The organism is Enhydrobacter sp., from assembly GCA_025808875.1.
Lineage (GTDB): Bacteria > Pseudomonadota > Alphaproteobacteria > Reyranellales > Reyranellaceae > Reyranella.
Map to the genome: position 1 here is coordinate 2695403 of CP075528.1, position 15897 is coordinate 2711299.

The window sequence follows — 15897 nt, forward strand, 5'->3', positions numbered from 1 at the left end:
TATCCGGTTCCGCAAAGGTCCCTCGGCCTCACGGCCTCGGGATGACGACTTCTTTGAAGGGAGACAATGAATGATCCACGTCATCGCCATCATCACCGCCAAGCCCGGCAAGCGCGACGAAGTGCTGAAGAACTTCAAGGCCAACGTGCCGGCGGTCCACGCCGAGAAGGGCTGCATCGAGTACGGCGCGACCGTCGACACCGACGGCGGCCCGTTCGCCAAGTTCGGACCGGATACCTTCGTGGTGATCGAGAAGTGGGAAAGCATGGACCACCTCAAGGCTCATGCCGCCGCGCCGCATATGAAGGCCTACGCCGAGAAGAACAAGGATCTGCTGGCCAACCGCGCCGTCCACGTCCTGCAGAACGCTTGATCTCGGACGGCGTCGCCGCGCCGGACGTCACCCGGCGCGGATGAGACCGGCGATCTGGATGTCGAGCATGCCGCGGATCAGCAGCTCGCGGTCGGACCACGGGAATTCCGGCTTCATGATCAGCGCCGCAACGAGACCGTGCACGCCCATCCAGCACAGCTCGGCGCAGGTGTCGGGCGGGTAGTTGAGCTCGATGCCGCGGGCCTGCATCTCGCCCAGCAGGGCGACCAGCTTCTGGAAGACCAGGGCGCCGCCGATGCCGGGCCGGTTGGGATCGTCGGTCGGCGCGCGGTGGCCGATCTTGCGCATCGATTCGGGGATGTTGGCACCCAGGAACACCAGCCGATACTCGTCCGGATGGGCGAGTCCGAAGCGGATGTAGGCCTCGCCGAACTTGCGCATGCGCTCCAGCGGATCCGCCACCGTCCGTTCGAGATCGCCGATCGCGACCAGCAGGTGCCCGAAGGCTTGGTCGCACAGCGCCAGCATCAGCGCTTCCTTGTCGGTGAAGTAGAGGTAGAGGGCCGGCGCGGAGATGCCGACCCGGTCGGCGATCCGGCGGATCGTCGTGGCATCGTAGCCCTGCTCCAGGAAGAGCTCCTTCGCGGCCGCCAGGATCTCCTCGCGGCGGGTATGTCCCTCGCCGCGCCGTTTGCGCCCCGCCGCGATCGAAACCGGAACACCCGACAAATGTGAACTCCTTGGCCTTGACTGTTAACTGAACGTCGATAACTTATCAACGATCAGTTAACGTCGATAACTTATCGGGATTCATAATACTCCTGGAAAGGATGGCCCGCCATGGTTCTACCGAGGGTTTCCCTGAAAACCGCCCTCTTGTCGGTCGCCATCGTGACGGCGATCGGCGGGACGGTCGCCGCGCTCTCCTGGAATGCCTACGCCTCGCGCGCCGAGGTCGTTGCGCCTTCCGTGGTCCGGCCGGCCCGGGTCGTCGAGATCGCCTACGAGCGCCCTATCCATGCCCTCACCCTGGCCGGGACCGTCGTCCCCCGCATCGAGAGCACGCTCGGCTTCCGCGTGGCCGGCAAGATCGTCGAGCGCCTCGTCGATGTCGGTGCCGCCGTGCAGGCGGACCAGCTCATCGCGCGGCTGGATCCCGCCGACCTTCAGCTCGCCGTCGACAACGCCCGGGCGGCTCTGGCCGCGGCCGAGGCCGACCACATGCGCGCCAAGGCCGATCACGACCGCTACCAGCAGCTTCGCAACACGTCGGTCTTCACGGCTCAGACCCACGACCAGCGCAAGTCGGTGGCCGCCACGGCGCTGGGCCGCATGAAGCAGGCCGAAAGCCAGCTCGCCGCGGCCGAGAACAACCTCGCCTACAGCGAGCTGCGCGCCGATTCGGCCGGCGTCGTCACGTCCGTCCTCGCCGAGGTCGGCCAGGTGATGGCGCAGGGCCAGGGCGTGGTGCGCGTCGCCCGCACGAACGAACTCGAGATTCTGGTCGGCGTCCCCGAACATCGCCTGAACGCGGTGCGGGCGGCCGATGAAGCGACCTTCGAGCTCTGGTCCGATCCAGGCAAGCGCTTCAGCGCCCGCCTGCGCGAGCTGTCGCCCAGCGCCGACTCCCTGACGCGCACCTATCCCGCGCGCTTCTCGGTGCTCGACAAGCCGGGCTTCATCGGCCTCGGCATGACCGCGACCTTAACCCTCGGCCGGCCCGACGGCGCGCCGGTCGCCGAGGTGCCGTTGTCCGCCATCTTCCAGGCCGGTTCGCAGCCCGCGGTGTGGGTCGTGGATCGCCAGAGCGGCGTCGTCGAGCTGCGTCCCGTCGTCGTCGCCCGCTGGCGCAACGAAACGGCGGCCCTCGGCTCGGGCGTGCGCGACGGCGAGCTGGTCGCCACCGCCGGCGTGCACAAGCTCGAAGCCGGGCAGAGGGTCCGGCCGATGCCGCAACAGCAGGCCGAGCGCTAGCACAGCGCGCCATGGGCACTCGGCTCAACCTGTCGGAGTTGGCGCTCCGCAACAGCACCCTCACCGTGTTCTTCATGGTGGCGCTGACGCTGGCGGGCATCTACGCCTATTTCAGCCTGGGTCGCGCCGAGGATCCGCCCTTCACCATCAAGCAGATGGTGGTGTCGGCGGCGTGGCCGGGCGCGACCTCGCGCGAGGTCGAGCAGCAGGTCACCGACAAGATCGAGACCAAGCTGCAGGAGCTCCCCTACTTCTACAACGTCACCAGCTACACCAAGCCGGGCGAGACCGTGATCTACGTCTCCTTGCGCGACGACGTCCCGCCATCGAGGGTGCCCGAGCTGTGGTATCAGGTGCGCAAGAAGGTCGGCGACATCCGCAGCTCGTTGCCGCAGGGCGTGCTGGGCCCGTTCTTCAACGACGAGTACGGCGACACCTACAGCCTGATCTGGGCCTTCGAGTCGGACGGCTTCTCGCCGGCCGAGATGAAGGAAATCGTCAAGGGCGCGCGCCAGCGCCTGCTGCGCGTGCCCGACGTCACCAAGGTCGACCTGTTCGGCGTCCAGGACGAGAAGATCTACATCGAGTTCAGCCATACCCGCCTCGCCATGCTGGGCGTGCCGGTCGACCAGATCCTCGACGTCATCCGCAAGCAGAACGCCATCGTCGCCTCGGGCGTCGTCGAAGCGGGGAGTGAGCGCGTGTCGGTGCGCGTCGATGGCGCGCCGGCCTCGGCGCAGGAACTCGCCATGCTGCCGTTCAGCGCCGGCGGCCGCACGCTGACGCTCGCCGACGTCGCCGAAATCAGGCGCGGCTACAGCGATCCGCCGCGATCGACCATGCGATTCCAGGGAGACCGGGTGATCGGGCTCGGCGCCGTCATGGCGCCGGGTGGCAACGTCGAGGCGCTGGGCAAGGCGCTCGACAAGGCGATGGCCGAGATCGGCCGCGACCTGCCCGTCGGCGTCACCGTGCACCGGGTTTCCAATCAGCCCGAGGTCGTCGGCAGGTCTTTCCAGGAATTCGCTGCGGCATTGCTCGAGGCGCTCGCCATCGTGCTCGTCGTGTCGTTCATCACCCTCGGCATCCGTACCGGCGTCATCGTCGCCCTTTCGGTGCCGCTGGTACTGGCCATCACCTTCGTCGGCATGATGCTGCTGGGCATCGACTTCCAACGCATCTCGCTCGGCGCTCTCATCATCGCGCTCGGCTTGCTGGTCGACGACGCGATCATCGCCGTCGAGATGATGATGGTGAAGCTCGAGCAGGGTTTCTCGCGCATGCAGGCCGCCACCTTCGCCTACACCTCGACGGCCTTCCCCATGCTCACCGGCACGCTGGTCACCGCCGCGGGCTTCGTGCCGGTGGGTTTCGCCAAGTCGAGCGCCGGCGAGTACACCAACTCGATCTTCTGGGTCGTCGGCCTGTCACTGATCGTGTCGTGGTTCGTTGCCGTCCTGTTCACTCCCTGGTTCGGCTATCGGCTCCTGCCGCAACCCAGAACGCATCATGCGGATCCGTACCAGGGCCGGCTCTACACTGCCTTCCGCAAACTCGTCGTGTGGTGCGTCACCTGGCGCAAGACCACCATCGCGATCACCGCCCTCGCCTTCGTCGCCGCCATGGGCGCGTTCGGCCTGGTGCAGAAGCAGTTCTTCCCGACGGCCAACCGGCCGGAGTTGATCGTCGACCTGCGCCTCGCCCAGGGCGCCTCCTACGCCGCGACCGAACAGCAGGTGAAAAAGCTGGAGACGTGGCTGGCCGACAACGACGACGTCGCCCACTTCACCTCCTATGTCGGTGCCGGCAGCCCGCGCTTCTACTTGCCGACGGTGCCGGAGCTGACCAATGCGAACTTCGGTCAGGTGATCGTCATGACGCGCGGCATCGAGGCGCGCGAGCGCGTCGTCGCCCGGCTCGAGCGGCTGTTCGGCGAGGATTTCGAGCCGGTCCGCGCGCGCGTCCAGCGGCTGCAGAACGGTCCGCCCGTCGCCTACCCGGTCATGTTCCGCGTTCTCGGCGACGATCCCCGGGAAGTGCGCGCCGTTGCCGAGAAAGTGCGCCAGGTGTTCAAGGCCGACCCCGACACCCGCGACATCAACTTCGATTGGAACGAGATGGCGAAGACGGTGCGTCTGCAGGTCGACCAGAGCAAGGCCCGCGCCCTGGGCGTCGATTCGCAGCTTCTCGGCAACACGCTGCAAACGCTGCTCTCGGGCATCGTCGTCACGCAGTATCGCGACGGCACCGAGAGCATCGACGTGGTGGCGCGCGCCGTGCCGGGAGAGCGGCTGAGCCTCGAGGGGCTCGAAGCCATCAACCTGCGCACCGCCAATGGCGGCATCGTGCCGCTTTCGCAGCTCGCGACGCTTCACTTCGAGCTCGAGGAGCCGATCCTGTGGCGGCGCAACAAGGAGCTCCTGATGACGGTGCGCGCCGGCGTGGTCGACGGCGTGCAGGGCCCCGACGTGGCCGCACGCCTCGACAAGGCGCTGGCGCCTCTGCGAAGGGAACTGCCGCCGGGCTACCGCATCGAGGTCGGTGGCGACAGCGAGGAGAGCGCCAAGAGCCAGGGTTCGATCTTCAAGATGATGCCCCTCATGGCTTTCCTGATGGTGCTGTTCCTGATGCTGCAGCTGCGCAGCTTCTCCAAGCTCGCGCTGGTCATGCTGACGGCACCGCTCGGCATGATCGGCGTGGTGCTCTTCCTGCTCGCCTTCGGCCAGCCTTTCGGCTTCGTGTCCCTGCTCGGCACCATCGCGCTGGCCGGCATGATCATGCGCAACTCGGTGATCCTGGTCGACCAGATCGACCAGGACATCGCGGCCGGCCACACGCCGTGGGACGCCGTAATCGACGCCACTGTGCGACGGGCGCGGCCGATCGTGCTCACCGCCGGCACCGCGATCTTCGCCATGATCCCCCTGTCGCGCAGCGTGTTCTGGGGTCCGATGGCCGTCGCGCTGATGGGCGGCCTGCTGGTCGCCACCGCGCTGACGCTGCTCTTCCTGCCGGCCCTCTATGCCGCCTGGTTCCGGGTCAGGCGCGGGAGCCCTGCCGCAGCGGCCGAACGACACGAGCCACCCCGTCTCGCCCTCGCCGCGGAATGAGCGTCAGGCAATGCGGCCTTCGGCCGAGCGCACGTCGTCGGTGCGGGCGGCGCTGACCGTCAGGATGATCTCGATGCCGCGGGCAATGTCGGCCAATTCCATCGTCGGTCCGGTGGCCTGGCCCGGCGCGTGGGGAACGTGCAGGAAGCCGCCGCGCAGCGGCCACGGCGCCGCCACGGCGAAATCCATCAGCGCATAGAAGATGTGGTTGCAGACGAAGGTACCGGCCGTGTTGGACACGGTGGCCGCCAACCGGGCGCGGCGCATCTCGGCCACGCAGGCCTTGATGGGCAAGGTCGCGAAATGCGCGGCCGGCCCGTTCGCCACCACCGGCACGTCGATCGGCTGGTCGCCGTCATTGTCCGGGATCCGGGCATCCTGGACGTTGATCGCCACGCGCTCGAGGCAAAGCTCGGCCCGCCCGCCGGCCAGGCCCACGCACAGCACGAGATCGGGACGAAGCTCGTCGATCCGTTCGCGCAACGCGGACGTCGACCGCCCAAACGACGTCGGCAGCCTGACGGTATGCACCGCGAGGCTGCCGATCCGGTCGCCGAGGAGGCGCACCGCCTCCCAGGAAGGATTGATCTCGTCGCCGCCGAACGGCTCGAAGCCGGTGACGAGCGCCTTCACCTATTTGTTGGCCGCGTCGACGGCGCGACGCGCCATCACGCCGACGAGATGGGCTCGGTACTCGGCGCTGCCGTGGATGTCGCTGTTGAGCCCGTCGGCCGGGATCTTGATGTCCTTGATGGCCGCCGACGAGAAGTTCTTGGCCAGAGCATCTTCCATCGCCTTGACCCGGAAGACGCACGGACCGGCGCCCGTCACGGCAACGCGCACGCCGCCCGCCGTCTTGGCGACGAACACGCCGACCATGGCGTAGCGCGACGCCGGATTCGGGAATTTCATGTAGGCCGCCTTCTCGGCCTTCGGAAAGCTCACCGACGTGACGATCTCGCCGTCGGCCAGCGCCGTCTCGAACAGCCCCTTGAAGAAACTGTCGGCCGTATGCTTGCCGGTGTTGGTGGTGACGGTGGCATTCAACGCCACGACGGCGGCCGGATAGTCCGCGGCCGGATCGTTGTTGGCGATGGAGCCGCCGATCGTGCCGCGGTTGCGCACTTGCGGGTCGCCGATATGGCCGGCGAGATGGGCGAGCGCCGGAATGGCGCCCTTGACCTCGGCCGAACCGGCCACATCGGCATGCCGGGTCATCGCACCGATCACCACGTTGTTGCCCTCGACCTTGATGCCGGCGAGGTCCTTCAGGCCGCCGAGATCGACGACGTCGCTCGGCTTGGCCAGCCGCTGCTTCAGTGTGGGAATCAGCGTCATGCCGCCCGACATGGGCCGCGCCTCGACCTTGCCCTTCAGCAGGTTGGCGGCATCGGCGACGGACTTCGGGCGATGGTAGGCGAAATCGTACATCTCTGTTTCCTCCGGTTACGCCGCCGCCTTGCCGTGAATCGCCTGCCACACGTTGAGTGGCGTGGCCGGCATCGGCACATGCGAGACGCCGAGCGGCGCCAGGGCATCGTGGACGGCGTTCATGACGGCGGCGGGAGCGGCGATCGCGCCGGCCTCGCCGCATCCCTTCACGCCCAGCGGATTGTGCGGGCAGGGTGTGACCTTGTAGCCGAGCTTGAACGACGGCACGTCGTCAGCGCGCGGCATGGTGTAGTCCATGTAGGATCCGCTCAGCAGCTGACCCGTCGCCTTGTCGTAAACCGCGTTCTCCAGCAGCGCCTGGCCGACACCCTGGACGATGCCGCCGTGGACCTGGCCCTCGACGATCATCGGATTGATGATGTTGCCGAAATCGTCGACCGCCGTGAAGTTCACGATCTCCACGATGCCGGTCTCGGGATCCACCTCGACCTCGCAGATCTGCGTGCCCGCCGGATAGACGAAGTTGGCGGGATCGTAGAAGGCGTTCTCGTCCATGCCGGGCTCCAGTTCATGGAGCGGATAGTTGTGCGGCACGTAGGCGGCGAAGACCGCCTGTCCGAGCGGCACGTTCTTGTCCGTGCCCGCCACCTTGAACACGCCGTTCTCGAAGACGACGTCGGCCGCCGACGCTTCCATCAGATGGGCGGCGATCTTCTTGCCCTTGGCGATCACCTTGTCGGCCGCCTTGACGATGGCCGAACCGCCCACGGCAAGCGAGCGGCTGCCGTAGCTGCCCATGCCGAACGGCGTAGTCGCCGTGTCGCCATGGACGACCTCGATGTTCTCGAGCGGCACGCCGAGCTTGTCCGAGACGATCTGGGCGAAGGTCGTCTCGTGGCTCTGGCCATGGCTGTGCGCCCCGGTCAGGACCTGGACGTTGCCCGTCGGGTTGAACTTGATCTGCGCCGACTCCCACTGCCCGACTCCGCCGCCGAGCTGGCCGATCACTTGGGACGGCGCGAGTCCGCAGGCCTCGATGTACGACGAGAAGCCGATACCGCGCAGCTTGCCGCGCGACTTCGACTCCGCCCGCCGGCCCTCGAAGCCCTTGTAGTCGGCCATCTTCATCGCTTCGTCGATGAGCGGCTGGTAGTTGCCCGAATCGTACTGCAGCGCCACCGGCGTCTGGTACGGGAAGGCCGTCGGCGGAATGAAGTTGCGTCGGCGCAGTTCGGCCGGATCCAGCTTCATCTCCTTGGCAGCCTTGCTGACGATCGACTCGATGACGTAGGTCGCCTCGGGGCGGCCCGCTCCGCGGTAGGCATCGACCGGTGCCGTGTGGGTGAGTGCCGCCTTCACGTTGGCGTAGATCAGCGGCGTGGTGTACTGGCCGGCGAGCAGTGTGGCGTAAAGATAGGTCGGCACGGCCGTCGCGAAGGTCGAGAGATAGGCGCCCATGTTGGCGGTCGTCTCGACCTTGAGCGCCAGGAACTTGCCGTCCTTGTCCATGGCGAGTTCGGCGTGGGTGACGTGGTCGCGACCATGCGCATCGGTCTGGAAGGATTCGCTGCGCTCGGCGGTCCACTTGATCGGCCGACCGACACGGCTCGATGCCCAGCAGACCATTGTCTCTTCATTGTAGCAGAAGATCTTGCTGCCGAAGCCGCCGCCGACGTCGGGCGCGATCACGCGGAGCTTGTGTTCCGGAATGCCGAGCACGAAGGCCGACAGGATCAGTCGCAGGACATGCGGATTCTGGGACGTCGACCACAGCGTGTACTGGCCCGTACCCTTGTCGTACTCGGCCGCGGCTGCCCGCGGCTCCATCGCATTGGGAATCAGGCGGTTGTTGACGATGTCGATCTTGGTGACGTGCGCGGCCTTGGCGAAGGCGGCATCGACGTCGGCCTTCACGCCGATCTCCCAGTCGTAGACCAGGTTGCCGGGCGCTTCGGCATGCACCTCGGCTGCACCCTTGCTCAGCGCCTTGGCGAGATCGACGTTGGCTGCCTTGACGTCGTAGTCGACCTTGATCGCCTCGGCCGCGTCCTTGGCCTCGTCGGCCGTGTTGGCGACCACCATCGCGACCGGGTCGCCGACATAGCGCACCGTGTCGGCCGCCATCACCGGATGCGGCGGCGCCTTGTGCGGCTGGCCATGCTTGTCCTTGACGACCCAGCCGCAAATCAGGCTGCCGACCTTGGCGTCGGCCACGTCCTTGCCGGTGAAGATGGCGACGACGCCCGGCATACCCGCGGCAGCCGAGGTGTCGATGCCCTTGATCCGGGCATGAGCATGGGGAGAGCGGACGAAGTACGCATGTGTGGAACGCGCAAGCGGCAGGTCGTCGACGTAACGACCCGTGCCCGTCAGGAAGCGCTGGTCTTCCTTCCGCTTGACCCGGGCGCCAATTCCCGTTTCGGCGGCCATGGCTATACCCCCGCAGATTTCATGGCCGGTGCTGCGGCCAGGATTGCCTTCACGATGTTGTGGTACCCGGTACAACGGCAGAGATTGCCTTCGAGCTCACGGCGCACCGTGGCCTCGTCGAGCTGGTAGTTGTGGCGCTTCACCATGTCGATGGCGCTCATCACCATGCCCGGCGTGCAGAAGCCGCACTGCAGGGCATGGTTCTCGCGAAAGGCCTCCTGCATGGGGTGCAGCTTGTCGACACTGGGTGCCAGGCCCTCGATGGTCGTGACCTTGCCGCCCTCGGCCTGGACCGCGAGCATGGTGCACGACTTCACCGACTTCCCATCGACATGAACGACGCAGGCCCCGCACTGGCTGGTGTCGCAGCCGACGTGGGTGCCGGTCATTCCCAGATGCTCGCGCAGGAACTGGACCAGCAATGTGCGGGACTCGACCTTGCCCGACACGGACTTGCCGTTGACGGTCATGGTAACGGAATGGGTCATTACTTTCTCTCCCTCACGTCGTTGGTCGACAAGCCGCACGCATGCGCCGTCGCCGGACATTGGCGGCGACTCTCGCAAGCCGCCGCTGGGCCGGTCAAGCGAATTGCGGGTGACGGTCGCCGTCGGAGGCGCTGCTAGCGGCTCGCAAGGAAGATCAGGATCAAGATCACCGCACCGGCGCCGATGACGAGCCAGTGCGTATAGCCTCGCTGCGCGGCGGCGGGCGCCGGCGCGGCCGCCGCGCCGGCCGTGCCAGATGCCGTTCCGGCGCCGTTGCCGGCCGGCGTGGGTTGTGCCGGCGCCCCACCCACCATGGCGGCGAACTTGCCGAAGAATTCGTCCGCGAGCTTGCGCGCCGTGCCGTCGATGAGGCGCGCTCCGACCTGGGCGATCTTGCCGCCGACCTGCGCATCGACATTGTAGGTCAGCACCGTTTCGCCGCCATCCTCGCGCAAGTTGACCACGGCGCCGCCCTTGGCGAAGCCCGCCGCGCCACCCTGCCCTTCGCCGGAAATCCGGTAGCCGTTCGGCGGATCGATGTCGCTCAGCGTCACCTTGCCCGAGAAGTTCGCGCTCACCGGGCCGATGCGCATGCGCACCTTGGCCTTCATCTCGGTGTCCGACGTCTTCTCGAGCGATTCGCAGCCGGGAATGCAGGCCTGCAGCACGGCCGGATCGTTGAGCGCGGCAAACACCTTGTCGCGCGGCGCGGCAATCCTGTACTCGCCCTTTATTTCCATGAGTCCTGCTCCGCCTGTAGCGCTACCACTTGCTGGTATAGGAGTCCGGCGGCGGTTCTGCCAGTGGTTCGCGCATCGACACGTAGACGGTTGCAAGATAGGGCACCGCCATCAGCATCGCCAGACCGGCGAACCAGTTCGCCTGGGTGTTCCAGAACAGCGTCCTGATCACCCAGCGACCGCCGTCGGCCGCGACGAACCCGCCCGCGCCGCCGTCGTGCAGCTTGATCGCTCCCTCCGTCACGAGCAGCGCGCTCGCCCACAGAACGAGCATCGCCGCGAGAACGATCTCCGGCAGCACCGGCCGCAGCCGCGTGAACGAGCGGTCCATGCGCACGAAGCCGCGACTGCCGTCGTAGCCAAGCAGGCGTCCGAACGAGAGCGCCTTGGCCCACCGGTCGGCCCGCGGCGCGGGATCGGACCGTACGATGGTCAGCGTCTTCCATGCCAGCAGCACGACGCTCGGGATGACGAAGCTCCAGATCGGGAAATCGCGATAGCGCCCGTCGATCGCGATCTGGCGATAGAACGTGTCGCTCAGCCGAATGACTCCGTCATACCAGTCGATGGTGATGAAGATCAGATAGAAGATGCAGATCGCCGTGAGCACGAGGTAAAGAAGTTGCGCCAGCAGGTCGGCCCGGTTCAGCACGGCGAACCGCGGCAGCGCGCGCCAGGCCCGCCAGGCCTCGCGGACGCGTGCACCGTAAAGCGAGGGATCGGCCATCCGTCCGGTCAGGCTGTCGGCGATGCCGCGCAGCAGGGCGTAGGAGAACGCGGCAAGCAGCAACGCCCAGAACGCCACGCCGACCGTGCGCTCGACATAGAAGGCGCGCGTGCCGTCGAGCCACACCGCCTGGACGTAGCAGGTCGCGACGAGCTGGGCGAACACCGCGAAGATGGCAATCTGCTTGGCCTCGGCGCGTCGGCGCGCAGTGACGAAGGCGGCGACGAGCAGCCCGCCCAGCAAAGTCGACAGCGCGAAGAGAATGCGCCAACGCGGCTCGGCCACCACGGGCTTGCCCAATTCGAACTTGTCGCCGCGATGGGCGTCGAGCAACCCCCAGGAGGCACCGACGGTGCCCTCCTGGCGCGACTTCCAGAACTGGTCGAAGGCCTCGATGAAGTTGTAGTCGAAGCGCTCGCGCTCCGCGACGGTGCGGAACATGGAGAAATACCGCACCTGCTCGACCCGGCCGGGCCGCGCATCCGATCTCATGCGGCCATCGCTCGGCCAGCCCGTCTCGCCGATCACGATGCGCTTGTTGGGGAAGCGCTCCTGCACCTTGCGATAGATGTCGACGATGTGCTTCTCGATGCTCGAGGCGCCGTCCCGTTCCCGGCGATCCAGGCCGATCGGCTCGTCCTCCCAGTACGGAAGGATGTGCACCGTCACGATGTCCACCTCGTCGGCGAGCTGCGGGTTGCGCAGCCAGAACTCCCAGACGTCGGCATAGGTCACGGGCTGTCGGACGCGCTGCTTGACCTGCCTGATGTAGCCGCGCAGCTGGTTTGCCGTCAGGTCCTTGCGCAGCAGCACCTCGTTGCCGACGATCACCCGCTCGACCGTGTCGGGATAGCGGTTGGCATGATCGATCAGCAGATTGATCTGCTCGAGGTTCTCCTTGTCGTTGTCGTTGAGCCACGCGCCGTGCCAGACCTTGAGCCCGTACTTGCCGGCGCGCTGGGGCACGGTCTCGAGGTTCTCGGCGGCCGAGTATGTGCGCACCGTCCCGACCTTGCCCTGCAACCGGCGAAGATCCTGCTCGATCTGGTCCGGCGTCGGGTAGATCCGCGACAGCGGGCTCTGGCCCGGTCGATAGGGCGCGAAGGACACGCTCTGCAGGGGCGCATTCGTCCAGCCCGCAATATCGACGGGCCTGTTGGGAAACCACCACCACGCAAGATTGAGCGCCGCGACGGCGACGAAGGTCAGCAGCGCGAGCAGGGCACGCATGGCGACTATTTAGCAGGATCGATACAGCAGCGAACGGCTTTTGAGCGCCTTGTCCCCAGCGCTCAGGAGCCTCGGCGTTGCAGGCCGGCGATAGCCTGGCGCACGACCTGGTGGCCGCGGAACAGGACAGCTTCCTTCCAGTCGTCCGTCTCGGGATAGAATTGCCGCCGCATCGCCGCCCGTATCGGCACGGCCTCCCTGCCCAGCGGATCGCCGTACTTGTGCAGCCAGTGATCGGCGCGAAAGGCCTTCTGGCCGCTCTCCCGATCGAAAGTGCCGAACTCCAGCGTACACATCGTCAGCCGCGTCTGCGGCTCGGTCAGGATCCTGTTGAGGCCATAGTGTCCAAGCCCGTCGCGCGCCTGCGAAGCGGTCTGCCCGCGCTTGGACTCCGTCACCGACTCGCCCCAGAAAGCGCGCACGCGCCGCGAGCCCGGCGAATCGATGTCGTAGTGCGTGATCGGCTCGCCGTAGCCGTAAGGGCCGAGACCCGTGTGGAAATCGACGACGGCAACGTCGCTGCGGCCGCGGAGGAAGCTGTCGGAGATGGCATGCAAGGTGCGGTTCGACCAGGCTGGCCCGCCGCCGCCGAAGAACATGCCCTCGGGATGACTGTACTGCCCGCCCGACACGGCGCGGAAATAGGCGACGTCACCCACCTTCTTGCGATAGGCGGCAAGCCGCGCGTCGGCCGCGGCGCGGCCGGCCTCGCTGAAATCGGCTGGAATCAAATCGTCGGCGATCTCCAGATAGCCTTCGTTCGCGGGGTAGGGCTTGGCATGGTCGACGTAGTTGCGATTGAGATCGTTGCCCTCCTCCGTCACACGCCGCGTCCAGGCGAAGCCGTAGGGATTGATGGCGTGGATGAACAGGGCGGCGGTGTCCGCCGGAAGGCCGGCCGCACCGACATGGGCCAGCCAGTCGACCTGGAAACCCGAGCCGCAATAGCCCTCGACTCCGTGCGTGCTCGAAATCGTCACGACCAGCTTCGACGCATCCTCCGGTCCCAGTCGCGCCACGTCGGTGGAAAGCGCTTCGCCCTCCGGTCCCTTGCGCGGATTGTCGTAGCGGAAAGCCGTCGCGCCGGCGATGCGTGCCGCGGCCAGGAACTTGTCGCGCGCCTCGCCGAAGCTCGCCGAGAAGGAATGAATGCTGCCAGCCACCGGCCTATGTCCTCAGCGTCAGGCCGCCATCGACCACGAGCTCATGGCCGGTGATGAAGTCGGCCTCGTCGGACGCCAGCAGCAGGGCGCCACGGGCGATGTCGATGGGTAGACCGAGGCGGCGCAACGCCGCCTTCTTCTCCCATACCGCCTTGATCTCGGGTTTGTCGAAATTCGTGCGGGTCATGCCCGTGTAGATCGCGCCGGGGCAGACATAGTTCGCGGTGATGTTGAACTTGCCGAGCTCGAGCGCGAGCGTGCGCGTCAGGCCGCCCACCCCTGCCTTGGAGGCGCAATAGGCCGCAAGTCCGTAATCCGTGTCGAACGCCATGACCGACGCGGTGTTGATGATGCGCGCCCTGCCCTTGTCTCGCGCGCGCGCCTTGAGCGAGGGAATTGCCTCGCGGCAGATGCGGAACATCGCCCGCACGTTGACGGCGTTGACCCGATCCCACTCCGCATCGGTCATTTCCTCGACGAAGGCGCGACCGCTGACGCCGGCATTGTTGAACACGATGTCGATGGCGCCGAACTTCTCGAGTGCCGCCGCCACGATGCCCCGGGGAGCGTCGTCGCCGGTGATGTCGCTGCCTAGCGCCACGATGTCAGGATGGCCCTCGTGCGCCGAGGCGATCTCGGACTGCGGGCGATCGACCGCCAGCACCTGCGCGCCTTCCTCGGAAAAGAGCCGAGCCGACGCCGCACCGATGCCGGAGGCCGCGCCCGTGACGATGGCGATCTTGCCGCTCAAGCGCCCCATGCCCGGCTCACGCCGTCGTCAGGACGACCTTGCCTGTCGCCTTGCGCGACAGCAGGGCGTTCATCGCCTCGGCGCCCTTCTCGAGCGGGAATCGCATCGAGATGTGTGGCTTTAGCTTGCCCTGCGCGTACCAGGCCAGCAGCTCGTCGAAGTTCTTGCGCGCCTCGGCGGGTTCCCGGCCCCGCCAGGCGCCGTAGAAGACGCCGCGTACGTCGCAGCTCTTGAGTAGCGCGAGGTTGGCCGGCAACGACGGAATGCGGCCGGCGGCAAAGCCGATCACCAGCAATCTGCCGTACCAGGCGATGCAGCGGATCGCCTCGTCGAAGGCGTCGCCGCCGACGGCGTCGTATATGATGTCCGCGCCGTTGCCGCCGGTCAGCTCCTTGACCTTGTCGCGCATTTTCTCCTTGGCGTAGTTCACGAACATCGTGGCGCCATACTTCCGGCAGATCTCCATCTTCTCGTCGGACCCGACCGCGGCGATCACCTTCAATCCCATCAGCGCTCCCAGCTCGACCGCTGTCAGACCGACGCCGCCAGACGCGCCGGTCACGAGAAGCGTCTCGCCGGGCTTGAAGCTGCTTCTTTGCTTGAGCGCGTAGTAGGACGTGCCGTAGGTCATCGTGAAGGCGGCGCCGTCCTCGTAGCTCATGTTCGCCGGCATCGGCAGCAGGTTGCCCTGGTCGATCACTGCCTCCGTGGCATAGCCGCCGTGGCCGATCATGCCGATCACGCGGTCACCTGCCTTGTAGTCGGCGACGCCTTCGCCGACTTCGGTCACGTCCCCGGCGATCTCGTGCCCGGGCGCGAAGGGGCGCGGCGGCTTGAACTGGTACTTGTCGGCGATGATCAACGTGTCGGGGAAATTGACGCCAGCCGCCTTCACCGCGACGCGTGCCTGGCCCTTGCCGACCGGTCTGGACGGCAGTTCCATCAGCCTGAGGCTCTCGGGACCGCCCGGGGTTTCGCTCATCATCGCGCGCATTGGCCGCTCCGCTTCGTGGTGCTTGCGTCGTCGCGCATTGATACGACGCCCGCCCTGTCAGCGTCCATTCGTGCTAAGACGGTCGGCCTTTCGCGGGGAGGAAGATGGCAGGGCTGTATTTCGAGGAGTTCGCTGTCGGCCGCGCGTTCGACCACGACTGGACCCGCACCGTGACCGAGATGGACAATGTCCTTTTCAGCTCGCTGACGATGAACGTCCAGCCACTCCATCTCGACGAGGAGTTCGCCTCCAAGACCGAGTTCGGCCGGCGCATCGTCAACAGCCTGTTCACGCTCGGCCTGATGATCGGCATCACGGTCAACGACACCACGCTCGGCACGACCGTCGCCAATCTCGGCATGACCGACGTCAGGTTCCCAAAGCCCGTCTTCCACGGCGACACGTTGCGCGTGCGCACGACGGTGCTGTCGGTGCGCGAGAGCAGGTCGCGGCCCGATGCCGGCATCGTCGAGTTCGGCCACACCGCCATCAACCAGCGCGGCGAGGTCGTCGCAGAGTGCAAGCGCCAGGCGCTGATGCGCAAGCGCCCCAGCAAGTGAGGCA

The 15897-nt window shown here is 66.7% G+C and carries 14 protein-coding genes; 4 read left to right on the plus strand and 10 right to left on the minus strand.

From position 1 onward, the window contains the following. Positions 1-70 precede the first annotated feature (70 nt). Entirely contained in the window at positions 71-373 is a 303-nt protein-coding gene (locus KIT25_13395) for an antibiotic biosynthesis monooxygenase (GenBank protein ID UYN93065.1), read from the plus strand. A 27-nt stretch (positions 374-400) separates the two neighbouring features. Here KIT25_13395 and KIT25_13400 read toward each other — a convergent pair whose 3' ends face one another. Continuing rightward, entirely contained in the window at positions 401-1063 is a 663-nt protein-coding gene (locus KIT25_13400; protein UYN93066.1) for a TetR/AcrR family transcriptional regulator, read from the minus strand. A gap of 111 nt (positions 1064-1174) precedes the next feature. Here KIT25_13400 and KIT25_13405 point away from each other — a divergent pair, with 111 nt between their 5' ends. Both KIT25_13405 and KIT25_13410 read left to right on the plus strand, forming a co-directional pair. Further along, complete coding sequence (locus KIT25_13405) at positions 1175-2308, plus strand: efflux RND transporter periplasmic adaptor subunit (GenBank protein UYN93067.1); 1134 nt, start codon at positions 1175-1177, stop codon at positions 2306-2308. 11 nt (positions 2309-2319) lie between these two features. Beyond that, positions 2320-5418, plus strand: coding sequence for an efflux RND transporter permease subunit (locus KIT25_13410; GenBank protein UYN93068.1), 3099 nt, complete (start codon positions 2320-2322; stop codon positions 5416-5418). 3 nt (positions 5419-5421) lie between these two features. Here the strand turns inward: KIT25_13410 and pcp are convergent, their stop codons facing one another. From pcp to KIT25_13455, 9 genes are all read right to left on the minus strand, one after another. After that, positions 5422-6051, minus strand: a complete 630-nt coding sequence (gene pcp / locus KIT25_13415; protein UYN93069.1) for a pyroglutamyl-peptidase I — start codon at positions 6049-6051, stop codon at positions 5422-5424. Next, entirely contained in the window at positions 6052-6849 is a 798-nt protein-coding gene (locus KIT25_13420; GenBank protein UYN93070.1) for a xanthine dehydrogenase family protein subunit M, read from the minus strand. 15 nt (positions 6850-6864) lie between these two features. Further along, positions 6865-9240: a xanthine dehydrogenase family protein gene (locus KIT25_13425; protein ID UYN93071.1), complete on the minus strand. Its 2376-nt coding sequence runs from the start codon at positions 9238-9240 to the stop codon at positions 6865-6867. A 2-nt stretch (positions 9241-9242) separates the two neighbouring features. Beyond that, a complete protein-coding gene (locus KIT25_13430) occupies positions 9243-9728 on the minus strand; it encodes a (2Fe-2S)-binding protein (GenBank protein UYN93072.1) in 486 nt (161 codons plus the stop codon). A gap of 134 nt (positions 9729-9862) precedes the next feature. Beyond that, positions 9863-10468 (minus strand): carbon monoxide dehydrogenase subunit G, encoded by a 606-nt coding sequence (locus KIT25_13435; protein ID UYN93073.1) that lies wholly within the window; start codon positions 10466-10468, stop codon positions 9863-9865. Positions 10469-10490: 22 nt separating this feature from the next. Further along, entirely contained in the window at positions 10491-12425 is a 1935-nt protein-coding gene (locus KIT25_13440) for a hypothetical protein (protein ID UYN93074.1), read from the minus strand. A 62-nt stretch (positions 12426-12487) separates the two neighbouring features. Further along, complete coding sequence (locus KIT25_13445; GenBank protein ID UYN93075.1) at positions 12488-13588, minus strand: M14 family metallopeptidase; 1101 nt, start codon at positions 13586-13588, stop codon at positions 12488-12490. A gap of 4 nt (positions 13589-13592) precedes the next feature. Next, positions 13593-14348 (minus strand): SDR family oxidoreductase, encoded by a 756-nt coding sequence (locus KIT25_13450; protein ID UYN93076.1) that lies wholly within the window; start codon positions 14346-14348, stop codon positions 13593-13595. A gap of 7 nt (positions 14349-14355) precedes the next feature. Then, positions 14356-15333 (minus strand): NADPH:quinone oxidoreductase family protein, encoded by a 978-nt coding sequence (locus KIT25_13455; GenBank protein ID UYN93077.1) that lies wholly within the window; start codon positions 15331-15333, stop codon positions 14356-14358. Between the two features lie 104 nt (positions 15334-15437). Between KIT25_13455 and KIT25_13460 the strand changes: the two genes are divergently transcribed. After that, complete coding sequence (locus KIT25_13460; GenBank protein ID UYN93078.1) at positions 15438-15893, plus strand: MaoC family dehydratase; 456 nt, start codon at positions 15438-15440, stop codon at positions 15891-15893. The last annotated feature ends 4 nt before the right edge of the window (positions 15894-15897 follow it).

What these genes read in the sequence shown, in the direction of transcription:
- KIT25_13425 (UYN93071.1), bottom strand. Translation starts at nt 9,240, where the DNA reads ATGGCCGCCGAAACGGGAATTGGCGCCCGGGTCAAGCGGAAGGAAGAC.
- KIT25_13435 (UYN93073.1), bottom strand. Translation starts at nt 10,468, where the DNA reads ATGGAAATAAAGGGCGAGTACAGGATTGCCGCGCCGCGCGACAAGGTG.
- KIT25_13430 (UYN93072.1), bottom strand. Translation starts at nt 9,728, where the DNA reads ATGACCCATTCCGTTACCATGACCGTCAACGGCAAGTCCGTGTCGGGC.
- KIT25_13405 (UYN93067.1), top strand. Translation starts at nt 1,175, where the DNA reads ATGGTTCTACCGAGGGTTTCCCTGAAAACCGCCCTCTTGTCGGTCGCC.
- KIT25_13420 (UYN93070.1), bottom strand. Translation starts at nt 6,849, where the DNA reads ATGTACGATTTCGCCTACCATCGCCCGAAGTCCGTCGCCGATGCCGCC.
- KIT25_13450 (UYN93076.1), bottom strand. Translation starts at nt 14,348, where the DNA reads ATGGGGCGCTTGAGCGGCAAGATCGCCATCGTCACGGGCGCGGCCTCC.
- KIT25_13395 (UYN93065.1), top strand. Translation starts at nt 71, where the DNA reads ATGATCCACGTCATCGCCATCATCACCGCCAAGCCCGGCAAGCGCGAC.
- KIT25_13460 (UYN93078.1), top strand. Translation starts at nt 15,438, where the DNA reads ATGGCAGGGCTGTATTTCGAGGAGTTCGCTGTCGGCCGCGCGTTCGAC.
- KIT25_13410 (UYN93068.1), top strand. Translation starts at nt 2,320, where the DNA reads ATGGGCACTCGGCTCAACCTGTCGGAGTTGGCGCTCCGCAACAGCACC.
- KIT25_13455 (UYN93077.1), bottom strand. Translation starts at nt 15,333, where the DNA reads ATGCGCGCGATGATGAGCGAAACCCCGGGCGGTCCCGAGAGCCTCAGG.
- KIT25_13440 (UYN93074.1), bottom strand. Translation starts at nt 12,425, where the DNA reads ATGCGTGCCCTGCTCGCGCTGCTGACCTTCGTCGCCGTCGCGGCGCTC.